The sequence below is a fragment of the Rhizobium sp. BK112 genome (genome assembly GCF_014193215.1).
Lineage (GTDB): Bacteria > Pseudomonadota > Alphaproteobacteria > Rhizobiales > Rhizobiaceae > Rhizobium > Rhizobium anhuiense.
This window is the reverse complement of the sequence record NZ_JACHYZ010000022.1, coordinates 1-13,359: the sequence shown is the minus strand read 5'-3', so window position 1 is coordinate 13,359 and position 13,359 is coordinate 1. Positions and strand designations below refer to the sequence as shown.

13 protein-coding genes and 1 pseudogene are annotated in these 13,359 nt (G+C 56.4%); 8 read left to right on the top strand and 6 right to left on the bottom strand.

The genetic code is table 11. The annotated features are described in order from the left end of the window. The first annotated feature begins 215 nt into the window (after window positions 1-215). From FHT75_RS33645 to FHT75_RS33630, 4 genes are all read left to right on the top strand, one after another. Window positions 216-722, top strand: coding sequence for a hypothetical protein (locus FHT75_RS33645; protein WP_183845612.1), 507 nt, complete (start codon window positions 216-218; stop codon window positions 720-722). A 761-nt stretch (window positions 723-1,483) separates the two neighbouring features. After that, a complete protein-coding gene (locus FHT75_RS33640) occupies window positions 1,484-2,752 on the top strand; it encodes a hypothetical protein (RefSeq protein WP_183845611.1) in 1,269 nt (422 codons plus the stop codon). 295 nt (window positions 2,753-3,047) lie between these two features. Continuing rightward, entirely contained in the window at window positions 3,048-4,118 is a 1,071-nt protein-coding gene (locus FHT75_RS33635) for a hypothetical protein (RefSeq protein ID WP_183845610.1), read from the top strand. A gap of 211 nt (window positions 4,119-4,329) precedes the next feature. Further along, window positions 4,330-6,069: a retron Ec67 family RNA-directed DNA polymerase/endonuclease gene (locus tag FHT75_RS33630; RefSeq protein WP_183845609.1), complete on the top strand. Its 1,740-nt coding sequence runs from the start codon at window positions 4,330-4,332 to the stop codon at window positions 6,067-6,069. A 65-nt stretch (window positions 6,070-6,134) separates the two neighbouring features. Here FHT75_RS33630 and FHT75_RS33625 read toward each other — a convergent pair whose 3' ends face one another. The 3 genes from FHT75_RS33625 to FHT75_RS33615 form a co-directional block, all read right to left on the bottom strand. Next, window positions 6,135-7,502, bottom strand: a complete 1,368-nt coding sequence (locus FHT75_RS33625) for a DUF6538 domain-containing protein (protein WP_246713016.1) — start codon at window positions 7,500-7,502, stop codon at window positions 6,135-6,137. Window positions 7,503-7,778: 276 nt separating this feature from the next. Beyond that, entirely contained in the window at window positions 7,779-8,111 is a 333-nt protein-coding gene (locus FHT75_RS33620; RefSeq protein ID WP_063473422.1) for an ArsR/SmtB family transcription factor, read from the bottom strand. A 124-nt stretch (window positions 8,112-8,235) separates the two neighbouring features. Further along, on the bottom strand, window positions 8,236-8,793 hold the full coding sequence (locus FHT75_RS33615; RefSeq protein WP_028757939.1) for a hypothetical protein: 558 nt from the start codon (window positions 8,791-8,793) through the stop codon (window positions 8,236-8,238). 128 nt (window positions 8,794-8,921) lie between these two features. On the opposite strand from FHT75_RS33615, the gene FHT75_RS33610 reads away from it, so the two are divergent. Continuing rightward, the gene (locus FHT75_RS33610) at window positions 8,922-9,140 is read left to right on the top strand and encodes a hypothetical protein (RefSeq protein ID WP_028757940.1); all 219 of its coding nucleotides are present in this window, start codon (window positions 8,922-8,924) and stop codon (window positions 9,138-9,140) included. A gap of 72 nt (window positions 9,141-9,212) precedes the next feature. Here the strand turns inward: FHT75_RS33610 and hemA are convergent, their stop codons facing one another. Continuing rightward, the gene (gene hemA / locus FHT75_RS33605) at window positions 9,213-10,427 is read right to left on the bottom strand and encodes a 5-aminolevulinate synthase (RefSeq protein ID WP_028757941.1); all 1,215 of its coding nucleotides are present in this window, start codon (window positions 10,425-10,427) and stop codon (window positions 9,213-9,215) included. 245 nt (window positions 10,428-10,672) lie between these two features. On the opposite strand from hemA, the gene FHT75_RS33600 reads away from it, so the two are divergent. The 3 genes from FHT75_RS33600 to FHT75_RS33590 are packed head-to-tail and all read left to right on the top strand — an operon-like array spanning window position 10,673 to window position 12,150. After that, window positions 10,673-11,437: a heme ABC transporter permease gene (locus tag FHT75_RS33600; RefSeq protein ID WP_183845608.1), complete on the top strand. Its 765-nt coding sequence runs from the start codon at window positions 10,673-10,675 to the stop codon at window positions 11,435-11,437. 1 nt (window position 11,438) lies between these two features. Beyond that, window positions 11,439-11,588 carry a heme exporter protein CcmD gene (gene ccmD, locus FHT75_RS33595; RefSeq protein WP_183845607.1) on the top strand — a complete coding sequence of 50 codons (150 nt, stop codon included), beginning with the start codon at window positions 11,439-11,441 and terminating at the stop codon, window positions 11,586-11,588. Window position 11,589: 1 nt separating this feature from the next. After that, window positions 11,590-12,150 carry a DsbE family thiol:disulfide interchange protein gene (locus FHT75_RS33590; protein ID WP_047619827.1) on the top strand — a complete coding sequence of 187 codons (561 nt, stop codon included), beginning with the start codon at window positions 11,590-11,592 and terminating at the stop codon, window positions 12,148-12,150. 337 nt (window positions 12,151-12,487) lie between these two features. On the opposite strand, the gene FHT75_RS33585 is transcribed toward FHT75_RS33590, so the two are convergent. Then, window positions 12,488-13,168 (bottom strand): CBS domain-containing protein, encoded by a 681-nt coding sequence (locus FHT75_RS33585; protein WP_047619852.1) that lies wholly within the window; start codon window positions 13,166-13,168, stop codon window positions 12,488-12,490. Between the two features lie 74 nt (window positions 13,169-13,242). Continuing rightward, window positions 13,243-13,359: pseudogene (locus FHT75_RS33580) on the bottom strand (cytochrome c-type biogenesis protein CcmH); the annotation flags it as partial.

Here is a 13,359-nt window from a genome sequence, read left to right as displayed (position 1 = left end):
ATTACCCTTCCGGCGATTCCGCAGCAAGCTTGGATTTTGAAAGACAAATCGAGAGCGGGCGAAAAAATTTTCTACTGCGTAGTCCTTGAGTCATAACGGAAAGCCATGTCCTCCCTGTAAGGACATGGAAAAAGTGGTATTTATATTTAGAAATTCATTCCTTTGAATCCGACTTGCTGAATCTCATCTGTACGACATCAGTAACGGAGCGTGAGATGAAAGCAGAGAATATTAGAATCGTAGTATCGGCGACTCACGATGGGAATCACGTTAACGGCGAGGTGCCCGCAGCCTATGCAATGCGCGTCTTGGCGGACGGTATCGATAGAACTTTCACTTCTGGCGGGAGGGTAGCAGAAGTCCAATCAATGTATGCTGTCGGGCTTGAAGTGGCCTTCAATTACCTGCTGGCAGAATTGAGCGATCAAGTCACGAGTACCCGGCCCATAGTCGAGGTTGTCGTAAAGTCGCCGAAAATGAGCGTTCGATTTGATCAGGGGAGCGAAAGTCTTCTCGAAAAGACGGTAACTGGCAAGACCAAGGCGCGCGATAATATCGAGACCTGGTTGGCGAACGCGGTGATGGCGACTCACTTCGAAATTCGCTTCCGGCGGCCAATCGGTGACGAAAAAGCGATACTTAAGAGCGTCGAGAAATTGGCAAAAGGCGAAGCGCAGAAGCATGCGCAAGGTCGATTTGGTTCCGGGCCAAAGACATGGTAACCTTCGGCCACGCCAAAGAAAGATGCTTGGTGCCCGGCTGCTCTCGGTCAACAATGAGGTCCGCAGGAAAGGGCCTCGCGCGCTTCCATTGTCGCTACCACGTCCAGCGCATGGCTCGACACGGCTCCCACTGGCATCCCACCTATAAGGCGTCTGAGCTGTGGCCCTACGTGCAGAGCGCTGAAAGATGGCTCAAGGAATACCGGCAGCACCCGGCCTATCAGGCGGCCTATTGGCAGCTAGAATATCTGCTGGCTGGCTCGGGTCGCGCGGACCCTGCAACGAATTTGCGCGGCCAATCCGCTGAGTATCGTGCTCGGGTTGCCTTTGCGCGTCTACGGGCAGCGAACATCCCTACGCGGAGAATCATCGCCATCTATCTTGGCGTTGCGGCCCTCATTGAGGATGACTTCGGAAGTCACCGCACCCGAGAGTTCCGCATCGTGCAGGCCGCGAAGGCTGTCCACAGGCTTGCTAGCGGCACGCACAGCAAGTGGGACGTTTGGGACCCCCGGACAGGTGGCACCAGGCAAACCGAGCTTCACGCCTATCCTCGCTCATCGGGGTACGTCTTGAGGAAGATCGGGGAAGCGTTGGAAAAGGCGTGCGACGAGCTAGCCCGTGCAGCAGTGCCTGAGGTGATTGCCATCCGCAGCGAGCGCTTCGGTCCCCATCCATCTCATCCGCCTGTCGCTAAGGCGTCCTGATCAACAACCAAGTCCTCACCGCCGTCTGATCACCTGGCGGAGGTGGGGACGCACATGTTGGAGCTTGTCTTGTCGCCGAAAAGAGTAGCGGACGAAAAGGCGCTGCCTCATGTCCGGCATTATGATGCGTGGATCACCGCTGGCGGCGATGGGCTCACCGCACTAGCCTACCGTATCAGTGAAATGCTTCGTTCCCCGACCATCACCCAAGAAAGGAAGCCCAGAGCCGACGCCATGGAGCGGCGCAAGCGCAGTGTAGAGACCCTTGTGGCTAACCTTCTCATAGTCACTCTGGACCCAGCGGAATACGTAGGTCTAGCGGTGCCATTGAGGAATGCAGGGGGTACGCGCTACGATCGGAGGGCTTTCACCGTCGATGTTCTAAGGCAGTCTATCAAAGACGCCGAAAATGCAGGCTTGGTCTCGGTCGAGAAGGGTAAATTCAAGGAGCGACGGACAGTCGTCGTACCAACGCCGCGGTTTCGGCAGCTTGTTGCTGAGTATGCGGTATCGATTGTGGACATCCATCACCTAGCAGGCCGGGAGACTATCGAGCTTTGGACAGGAAGCAACCGGGGCCGGGACAAGATGCCTGTTCACTATGAGGACTGCCCCGAAGCGGACGCGTTGCGGGCTCAGATGGCGGAGATTAACAGGGTCCTCAACGACGCCGATATTCGCCTTGATGGCGAGCCAACCAGCCCTATCCATCTCGTCCGGCAGTTCCACACTGACCAGCCAGGAGACGCGATTAAGTTCGACCGCCACGGCAGAATTTACGGCGGCTTCTGGGAAGATCTGCCTAGGAAGAAACGCGGATTCCTAACCATTGATGGGGAGCCAGTTGCAGACCTCGACTTCTCTTCCATGTTTGTCCAGCTCGCATATTTCCATCAAGGGGCTGAGCCGCTGCCGGGCGACCAGTACGAGATTCCTGGGCTGGAGGGATATCGCAGTGCCGTCAAATCACCGATGGTCTCGCTATTCTTCCGAAAGGTTGAAGCGCAGCGGCTGCCTGCCGGCAGCAGAGAGGAATTACCTGAGGGCTGGAACATGACGCGCTTCAAGGCCGCCGTGAAGATTCGTCATCCTGCCATCGCTCATCTTTTCGATACCAACGTTGGCTTTGAGCTGATGGCGCGAGAAAGTGAAATCCTTGTCGGCATTCTCTTGGAATTGGCCTCGAAGGGCGTGGCCGCTTTGCCAATGCACGACGGGATCATGGTGGCCGCCTGCCACAAGAATCTGGCCATTGAGACAATGCGAAAAGTCAGTGCCGAAAGGGTTGGTAGGCCACTCAAGGTGGTTGTAAAGGCTATATAAATGCCTAGCCAAATAACTCCCCCCTATGGACTTCTAGTCGTGCCTTACAGTGATGAACTTTGATGATTTAGACCCATCATCCCCTTCAGCCTAATGGTGGCTTAGAGCTGCTATCTCAACGTGACCAACCTAAGGCAGCCTCCGTGCCCGCTTCTGGTGCTGCCTTGGGGAACAGATGAGTGATAGGCAATCCACCACCATTGCAATGCCCCAGAGTCATTCCTTGCGTCTGCCGGCAGCCGCTTGCGCCTTAGGCGGCTAGACAAGTAGTGCTGTTACTGTTCAACCTCGCGTTATGTCCGACCAACTGATTCTCGTTACTGATGACGGCGCGCAGCTCAATGCTAAAGTGGAGATGCACGATCTGGGTGTCATTCTGCACAGCCGCAGCGGCACCGACCGCAACCGCGATTATCGCGCAGCACTCGAAACGCTGATGAGCCGACTAGATCACGGGCAAGTTGCCTATCGGATCTATCTTGATAGCCGCCCAGTGCAGGGGGTCGATCTTGCTGACCGCGAACTTTCCTTTAATAGCCTCTCGCCTGCCGCAACGCGATTTGACGAGCTTGTTCGGGCGATGAATGAGGGCAGCTCCAGCCATGGAGCATGGAGGCGGCTTTTGATCGAAACCCCAGGCACGTCACCTGCCAGGTTGAGAGAAATAATTGAAGGCAATGAGGGCATAGTTCGTCTGCCTGCGAGCGAATTGAGGAAGGTTACCACCGCCCATATCCACAACGCCGTCCAGAAGCTTCTTGGCGGAGATGACGCTCCTAACTTCGCTCCATCCCGCGAATATGATGCTTTTACCGACACTGGCATTCCCCTCGCGCCCAAAAAGGTGTTCGGTCTGGCCCTTCAGGAAGCGCTAGGAATAGAGGCTTATCCTGGGCACTTCAGCGCCGGATGGGGTCAAATCTCTTTCGAGCTGCTCGAAGAAGCTGGCCTCTGGATCGTACCGAAAAAGGAGGGCGCTGCCCGCCCCAAGCCTGATCCCAAGGTAATTGAGTCAGAGCTTGGCGATTTTGTGCCGACCGAAGAGGAGCGTAGTTGGATTGAGGGTAATCCAAAAATCGTCTCGCATTTGCAGCGTGAAAGGGCGAGCGGTTTAGCGAAAGAAAAGCGGGATGCTTTTATTACAGAGCATAAGCGACTCTTTTGCGAGGACTGTAAGCTTGATCCTGTTGAGCGGTATGGCCCAGAAGCAGGGTCCGCGTGCATCGAGGTCCACCACCACCGAACTCACGTGGCGAATATGGAGCCCGGACACAAAACCAGCATGGAAGACCTGAAGTGCTTGTGCGCGAACTGTCACCGCGTGCTGCACCGCAAGCTTGCTTTAGGGCTCTCCACAAACCTCTGAGATTTTGCCAGCAGTTATCCACGAATTTGGTTGAGGACGCGATTGCCAACTCAACTACAGCTGTGCAAGTTGTTGAAAGCTTGCGGATAGATTCTGCTGTTGTTGTTTCGGCGATAGTTGATATCAATGCAGGGCTTACTGCCTCTACATTCCTTCCGGACTGCTCCACACGGTCCGACGCTATGGCGAACGAGTATCCGCAAGCCCTTCCATGTCAGAATTAAGCAATCTCAAAGCCGCTAAGACCCTTCCGCAACTCGCGCGTTTGTTAAATCTGAATGGTGAAACCCTTTCCTATGCCCTTTACTGGTACAGGCGGAGTGCTCCATATACTTACTTCACGGTCGCTAAAAAGAGCGGTGGTCGAAGAGCTATTGCCGCTCCGAACTCTCGCTTGAAGTTGGTGCAAAGTCGACTTGGCCAGCTCCTGGCCCGCATCGAAACCGATATGGAATTGAAGCGCACCACGAAATCACGTGTGCTATCGCACGGTTTTAAGGCCGGTTTCTCCATCGTAACAAATGCAAAGCACCACCGTAACAAGCGATGGGTGTTCAACGTTGACCTTAAAGAATTTTTTCCATCCATTAACTTTGGCCGCGTCTACGGCTTTTTCCTAAAAGATAGAAATTTTGAGCTAGACCCAAAAATTGCGACAATCATCGCGCAGATCGCATGCCACGACAACAAGTTACCGCAAGGAAGTCCATGTTCGCCGGTTATATCAAATCTGATTGCCCATATTCTCGATATCAAGCTTAATAAGCTCGCGAACGATCTCCACTGCACCTACACCCGTTATGCGGATGACCTCACTTTTTCGACCAACGAAAAGCACTTCCCTGAAGCGATAGCTAGATTGGTGAGAGGCAGCGATGACAAGTGGGTTGCCGGCGACGGGCTTTTGAACCTTATATATCGCGCGGGCTTTCAATTAAATCATGAAAAAACAAGGATGCAGCATCGCGATTCGAGGCAGGACGCCACAGGTCTAGTCGTTAATCAAAAGGTGAATGTCCGACATGAGTATTACAAGCAAGCTAGGGCGATGTGCCATCACCTCTTCACCAATGGTTATGCGTATTCGAGGACTGAATTTGCCCCGGTGAGTAACGACGCCGTTGAAGGAATGATGAATTTTATCTACCAAATCAGAGCAGTTAGAAGTCCAGACTTCACTGCAACAGACCCCAGAGGTTTTTTTAAATCGGACCAGCCGGGCTTTTCTGAACTCTATGGGAGGCTACTGAATTACTGCTCGTTTTATGGAATGCTGAGGCCAACGATAATCTGCGAGGGCAAGACGGATAATATCTACTTGCTGGCAGCCATAAAACAACTGGCCGCCAAATTCCCACAGCTCATCGACCCAGCGCAAAAAGTGCCGATGAAGGTTCAGTTTTTCAATTATTCAGAAAGAACCGCGCTCTTTCAGGGCCTCTCGGGCGGCGGCGACGAAATGTATAAGCTCATGAAAGAGTTCAGAGAGCGGATGAGATTCTTTAAGCATGGCCCGTCTAAGCCGGTGATAATGGTGGTGGACAACGATGACGCTTCGAAGGGCATCTTTTCATACATCGGAACGGTTATGGGCACGGGACCTGTTTCAGGGTTAGACCCCTTCTACTATGTCTTCGAAAACCTTTACGTCGTTCCAGTTCCAAAAGTTGCAGGGACTTCTGCAATTATCGAAGATCTTTTTGATGCAGCCGTAAAAAAACCCATTAATGGTAGAATTTTCAACTCCAGCAATAAAAAGTTTGACCTGACCAAGTATTATGGAAAAAATGAGCTTGCGACGAAGATCGTAGCACCCGAGCGGTCCTCAATTGACTTCACTAAGTTCGAGCCAATGTTACAGAGTTTCGCGGACATTATAATGGACTACGGTGCGCGTCTCGCGGCAAAACCCGCAATGGTGCCCGTTAAGAATGCTGTAGCAGGCCCATAGTTCATGGGCGTTGCGGATGCAGTTTCAATCGACGCTCAACTCCATCGCGGCTACCGAATATCACTTTAAGTCGGTAACTTCACGGCCTCAACGCACTGCCGTGCTTGTTCGAGAAGCGGTCCCCCAGAATAAACGCCAAAAGTCATCCCTTGCCTCTTGTGCCCGACCACGACGGCGATGGTACTTTCCTGCTGCCCCGCCTGCTCAGCTTTGGTGATGAACCAGCGGCGGAAGCTGTGAAAGTTCACAAGACCCCTGCGTTTGCCCTCGCGTCTATCCTCGACGCCAACGCTGCGGCGATACTCGGTAAACTCGTTGGAGGTCTTGAAGGAGCGTTCGCGCAGTGAGTTGGATTTCTTCACACCAGGCCACTCTGGGAAAATATCGTCTTCAGGCCCTTTGCCTTTCTTTCTCCGCTCAACGAGCTCGACTAGGTCAGGGTGGATAGGGCAGAGACGCGGCCCCGGCTCTTTCTTCTGGGGCTTAAACACGAACACACCATCCTCTCGGCAATCCTTCACCTTGAGACAGACAATGGCATCCAGGCGGGCACCGGAAAGGGCGGCAACCCTCATTAGGTCGTCCATCTCTAGCTTGGCCGGGCCTTTGAGCAGAGTCTTCACCTCATCGTCGGTGAACGGCCGTTCCTTCTGGTCGGTGGTCTGCTGAGGTTCGCGCAAGCGCCGTCCTTGCCAGATGTTCGCCTCGACCTCGTGCCGGTTCTCTAGCCAAGTCCAATAGACCGAAAGGCGGCTAACGTATTTGTTGAGGGTGACAGGGGTCAGGTTGGCGGTAAGGGTCGGAAGCTCATCACAGAACCGAACGGCTTCCTTCTTAGTGATCGCCTGAAGATACGGCGGAACACCTGCCTTGTTGCACCAATCCTTCAAAAGTTTCATCGCCCGCCTATCGTCCGCCAATGTGCGCGCCTTGACGTGCGACATCGCCAGAAACTTTTCGTGGTGAACGTCGATTGGTGTCTTGTCCCCGCGCGCTAGCTGAGAAAAGTCCGTAGCGAGGCGTAAGCGATCAGGGTCGAAGACTTCTTGGCCGTCCTCATCAGTGGCTATGGGCCGACCTGCGAGGGATTCCGCCTGCCAGTCAATCTCCTCATCAATCTCGTCTCGCCTTACCGGATCGAAAGCACCCTTACGCTGCTCGGCAAACCGAATGGCCTGCTGCGTTGCCTGCTCGCGGCTTATTGATCGGGCGGCCTCCAACGAGAGGGATGGATTTTCCGCGTGGGCTAAGGTGGCTTTGAGTTCGGCTATGACATCCCACTTAAGCCGGTTTGCCTCCTTGAGGCTGTCTGTCCCCAGTGACCTTTTCAACTTGGTACCGAGTTTTGTGCGCAGCTTCTTCGGCACGTTGACAACAACGCGCCACTGGTTGCCATGACGCTCCAGAAACATGCGATCAGAAGAGAGGGCCAAGAAAGCCTCCGAGTACCCAAGAAAGTACCCATATCTAGTCCCGCAGGTAACTGAATTTCAATAAGGATTTGACATGGAAGAGAAATTTTTCCGGCAAGGTTGTCTCCCGCTTAGCTCCACCAAACTCGTTAGCCAACCGATCTTCAATGTAAAGCTGTGGCCCGTAGAGCTTTGTTCCATTCAACCGAATGAAACGGACCATCGAACCTTGGATCTAACAGCCAGGCTGCGGCTGGCTCCCCTGGCAGGATCGAGGCTCCGGCCGATCGCCGATCTTCATGCGGCCTCTGGGCAGAAGTCCGAGAAGCCGAACATCGACATCTGCAGTCCGTCGGGAAACAATATGCCGTTGAGGAGAGAGACAGCTTTCTCGCTTCGATCGCTGGCGAGCGAATAGTAGATCGTTTGCGATTCGCGGCGCGCCTTGACGACCTGCTGACGTTTCAGCACGTTAAGATGGTGCGATAACGCCGACTGGCTGAGTCCGACACTTGTGGCGAGCTCCGTGGCTGAGATCTCGCCCTTGGCCAGCCTCCGCAGCACCGATAAACGGCTGGCATTGGCGAGCGCGGAAAAATAGTCCGCCAGTTCACGGTCATTGACGATCATCGCCTGCCTCCTCTGAACACGAATGTACATTAGCGGCGCGCAAGACAGGCTCATTGACCTAACGCAAATCTCCTAGCGAAAAGGCCGCGCTTGGCATGATGTATTCGCGGTATCCTTGGTGCCGTCAAAATGCACTGAGGGTCAGCGCGGCCGAGAACACCAGCAGGGTTGCGGATCCGCATCGCCGGGCCAGCAACGGCATTTCTTTTTCGCTTCCAAGAACAATTCTGCCTGTCGACAGCCAGATCAAGGATGCGAAAAGGACGACGAAGGCGAGCGCCGCGGTGGCGGCTATCCCAGACACCTCCTGCGCGGAGGGCATCATCGTAAGCCCGATGATAAGCGCCTTGGGATTCAACAGCGTCGTGATCGCCAACTGCCGTACTGTCACAACCTCGGTGGGACTGGATCCGGAGCCCCAGAGCCGTAGCGCGAGGCAGAATACCCAGGTTGCTGAGGCAAGCTTGACACCTTGCGCGACCAGCGGGTGCTGGTTGAGAAAAGGACCGGCCAGGCCGGACGCCGGAACGACAATGGCAAGATAGGCGGCGACCACCGTACCAAGCAGCATGACCGCGCGCCCGGCGGTCAGACCCTGAGAGGCCATCGCCAATATCGCGTTGGTCGGCCCAGGCAAAATGAGAAGCGCAAAAGCGCCGGCTGCGAAAGGGAAGAGATGCACTGCTTTGGTCCCTCGGTTCCGTCCGCTTTTTGCACGGTCAGCCACGTCAGTCGTTGACAAAGATCACTCCGCGGCCGGAACATTCTCGTGGCCTGGCCGTTGGCATGAGCTAACTCTGAGGTGCCGCCATGCCTCGCATGATCAGCTTCATGCTCACTCGATTGGCCACGGGCTTTGCAATTGGATGCGCCACAGGATTCCTGGTCTGGCAGAACGGTTTTTTGTCTTCCAGCGCCGCGGCAGGCACTCTTGAGAATTACCTTGCCCAAGGGCTGTTCATGTATCTCTTCGCGAGCACAATAAGCATGGGCTACCTGGCCACAGCTCTTCTGCTGGAAGAGGAATAGCCGCTTGATCCCCATCAAAAGACCCCCGGCTTTTGTCGCGGTGTCCGATAGTTGCTGAGGATAGGTCCCCGCTCAGGCAACCATCCGCGCCAATGCACAGCGCGACCAGAGCGAATGCAGCGCCTCGACCAGATGGGCGATATCTGCATCGGAATGCAGCGGCGTCGGCGTGATGCGCAGCCGCTCGGTCTTCTTCGGCACCGTGGGGTAGTTGATCGGCTGGACATAGACGCCGCAATTGTCGAGCAGCAGATCGGAGATCCACTTGCACTTGGCCGCATCGCCGACCAGCACCGGCACGATATGGCTCGGATTGGGCATATGCGGAATGCCGCGCTGGTCGAGCAGCGCTCTCAGCTTGCGGACCCGGTCCTGATGGCGGGCGCGCTCGAACTGGCTGACCTTCAGATGCTGGATCGAGGCGACGGCGCCGGCGGCGAGCGCCGGCGGCAGCGCCGTGGTGAAGATGAAGCCGGAGGCAAACGAGCGGATGAAATCGCAAAGGGCCGTCGACGCGGCGATATAACCGCCCATCACCCCGAACGCCTTGCCGAGCGTGCCCTCGATGACGGTCAGCCGGTCCATCAGCCCTTCGCGCTCGGCAATGCCGCCGCCGCGCGGACCGTACATGCCGACCCCGTGCACTTCGTCGAGATAGGTCATCGCCCCATATTTGTCGGCGAGGTCGCAGATCTCCCTGATCGGAGCGATGTCGCCGTCCATCGAATAGACGCTCTCGAAGGCGATCAGCTTCGGCGCCTTCGGATCGGCGGCCGCAAGCTTGGCTTCGAGGTCGGCCACGTCATTGTGCTTCCAGATCACCTTGTCGCATTTGGCGTAGCGGATGCCCTCGATCATCGAGGCATGGTTCAGCGCATCGGAGAAGATGATCAGGCCGGGGATCTTCGCACCGAGCGTGCCGAGGGCCGCCCAGTTGGACACATAGCCCGACGTGAAGATCAGCGCCGCTTCCTTGCCGTGCAGATCGGCAAGCTCACGCTCGAGCATGACGTGATGGTGGTTGGTGCCAGAAATATTCCGGGTGCCTCCCGCACCCGCGCCACAGTGGTCGATGGCGTTCTTCATCGCCTCGATCACCTTCGGGTTCTGGCCCATGCCGAGATAGTCGTTGGAGCACCAGACCGTGACTTCCTTCTCGCCATCGGCCGTATGGCGCGTCGCGCGCGGAAAGTTGCCGCGGTGACGTTCGAGATCGGCAAAAACGCGGTAACGGCCCTCGGCATGAAGCCCGTCCAGCTCGTTTTTGAAAAACGCTTCGAAATCCATATGCACGCTCCCCTGTGTGGTCCGAGCAATACATTGTGAGGGGTTGGGCGTATTTGATCTTGATCAAGTCGGATGAAGCCCGCGCACCAGGCGGGCGGCTGACGCGCCGGGACCAGCCACGACGAACTGTCCCTTAGCCGCCTGCTGATCGCGGCGGCCGGTCATTCCAATCGTTGCAGCCGACAGGTCGGTTGTTTGATCAACATCAATTATCGGAACGACGTCTGGCATTAAAGCTCGAAGGTATGAGCTCAATTCCACATCTTAAAAACGCAATCGTCGGCCTTGCGCAGCCTGCCAGGTTCCTGGAACTGTCCGAACGCCTGCTTCCTGCACTTGCCGCCCTGAGCGCATTCTTCTTCGCGATCGGCCTCTATCTGAGCTTCAGCTCCGACGTCGACTATCAACAGGGGGTAACCGTCAGGATCATGTATGTCCACGTCCCCGCAGCGTGGATGGCCATGCTCTGCTATACGACGATGACCGCCAATGCCATCGGCTCGTTGGTCTGGCGGCATCCCCTGGCCGACGTTGCGGCGCGCGTCGCCGCTCCCCTTGGCGCCGCCTTCACCTTCGTGTCGCTCGTGACCGGCGCGATCTGGGGCAAGCCCATGTGGGGCACATGGTGGGTATGGGACGCCCGCCTGACATCGATGTTCGTGCTCTTCATCATGTATCTCGGCATATTGGCGATCAACCGGGCGATCGACGATCCGGCTCGCGCCGCCCGTGTCACGGCGGTCCTGATCGTCGTGGGTTTCGTCAATATTCCGATCATCAAGTTTTCCGTCGATTGGTGGAACACGCTGCATCAGCCCGCCAGCGTGCTGCGGCTGGGCGGCCCCGCCCTCGACGTCGAGTTTCTACGCCCTCTGCTGGTCATGGGAGTGGCGTTCTCAGCGCTGTTTGCCACGCTCTACGTCGCATCGATAAGAAACGAGATCTGGCGACGGAAGCTGATCACGCATGACAGGCTCGCAGCAAAAGCCGCTGCTCACCGGGAGACTTGAAATGAACCACGAACACTATGTTCTTGCGGCGTATTTGCTCACCTTCGTGGTCATGGTCACGGCGACGTTGAAGATCTGGTTCTCAGGACGAATCTACCGCCGTCGGATCGAGGCGCTGGCACGACGTCGGCAGCCTCGCGGAGACCGCTAGGATGCGACGCTACGCCTTCGCTGCGATTCCGCTTGTCGCGTTTCTCGGGATTGCGGGTGCCGTCGCCAATACGCTGTATCGCGAATCCGTGGACGGATATTCCCCCGCCGCTATTCCTTCGGCGTTGGCGGGACGCCGACATCCAGCCGTCGATCTCGCGCCGCTTGCCGGTCTTCAAGCGCCTGGGCTGAACGATCACACAGTTGATGGCCACATCGCCATCGTCAACATCTTCGCGTCCTGGTGCGTTCCCTGTCGGCTCGAACACCCGGCGCTGATGAAACTCGCCAAAGATTCTCGCATAAAGCTGGTCGGCATCAACTATAAGGATGCTCCAGAAAAGGCCGCAGCCTTCCTTCAGGAAAACGGCAATCCGTTCGCGGCAATCGGAATCGACACCACGGGAAGAAGTTCGATCGACTGGGGAGTCTACGGCGTCCCGGAAACATTCGTTATCGATCGCGCGGGACGAATCTTCCTGAGACATGTCGGGCCGATCGACGAGAAAAGCCTCGCGACGGATATCCTACCCGCTCTGGAAAAGATCATCGCCGCCGAATAAGCGGGGCCTCTTCCAGCCGTGTTTGACCTCCATCAAAGAAACGGCCTCGCCTATTGCGTATGTCGGTTTGGCGGGTCGGGATTTTCCCGTGTCAAGGGGGGAAACTTGACAGAGGCTCGCTCGGTTTTGGGGCGCAACACCGAGTGAGCCTCCTCGCGTCAGATTACCCTCACCAATGAGCACCGTGCGGAGACGCCGAGAGCGACAGCCGAAGCCGCGCCGCTAATTCCAGCAAAAAGTGTGTCGCGGTTTTGCGTCCGGAATTGCGTGAAAACAAATGGGGCGCGGGATGAACTGTTTCCACGCCGTGGCAAAGATCTAGCTTGGACGTGCTGTTTCAGCCCCTTTCGGTTACGGTCAGCCGAGCGATCTGGAGCCGATCCCGATAGGCGCCGACGCCCAGGCTTTCGACCAGGGTGCGAACAGCCTTTTGCTTCAACTCCGACTCCACGTTGCCATCGAGTGTCACCTGGCCGTTCTTCACGGTCACTTGGACCTTCTGAGGCGTTATCCCCAACTCCGACCTCAGGCGCGTTCGAACCGCCAGCCTGATCGATTCATCTTCCTTTGGCAGCGGCGCCGTCTGGGCATTGATGATCAGGCCGAGGATGTCTCTGCGGCTGACAATCCCGACAAGACGTCCGTCCTCAACGATCGGTAGCCGCTTGATCCGGTGCGCCTGGAGGCTTTCGGCGATATCCGATACCTCGCTGTCGGGGCACGCCACGATCACATCCTGAGACATGACATCGGCGACACACCAGCCATTCCTGGAAATATATCGCTCAAGATCGATCTCCGATATCATTTCGGGCGCGCGGGCGGCGCGGGGGGAGAATCGGATCTCTTTCCGCAGCAGCAGATCGCCCTCCGTCAGCATTCCGCAGACGCGGCCTTCGTCGTCAATGACAGGAAGACCGCTGACGTTGTTTTGCATCATGACGGCGACGGCGTGGCGTATACCGACCGCTGGACCGATCGATACCACGTTGGTGGTCATTATGTCCTTCGCCTGCATTGTCCTGCCTCGTTTATAGGAATTGTTGCTGGAATGACGATAATGCGAGCTCGTCGAGCCGCCATTGATCTTCGTCAAACAATGCGATCTTCGCCAAGAAGCTCGCTCAGCTTCGCCTGTTCGTCGGCTGTCAGCTTGCTGCCGGTCGGCTTGCCGGCCCTGTTGCGCGCAAAGACCAGCAATGACAGCCC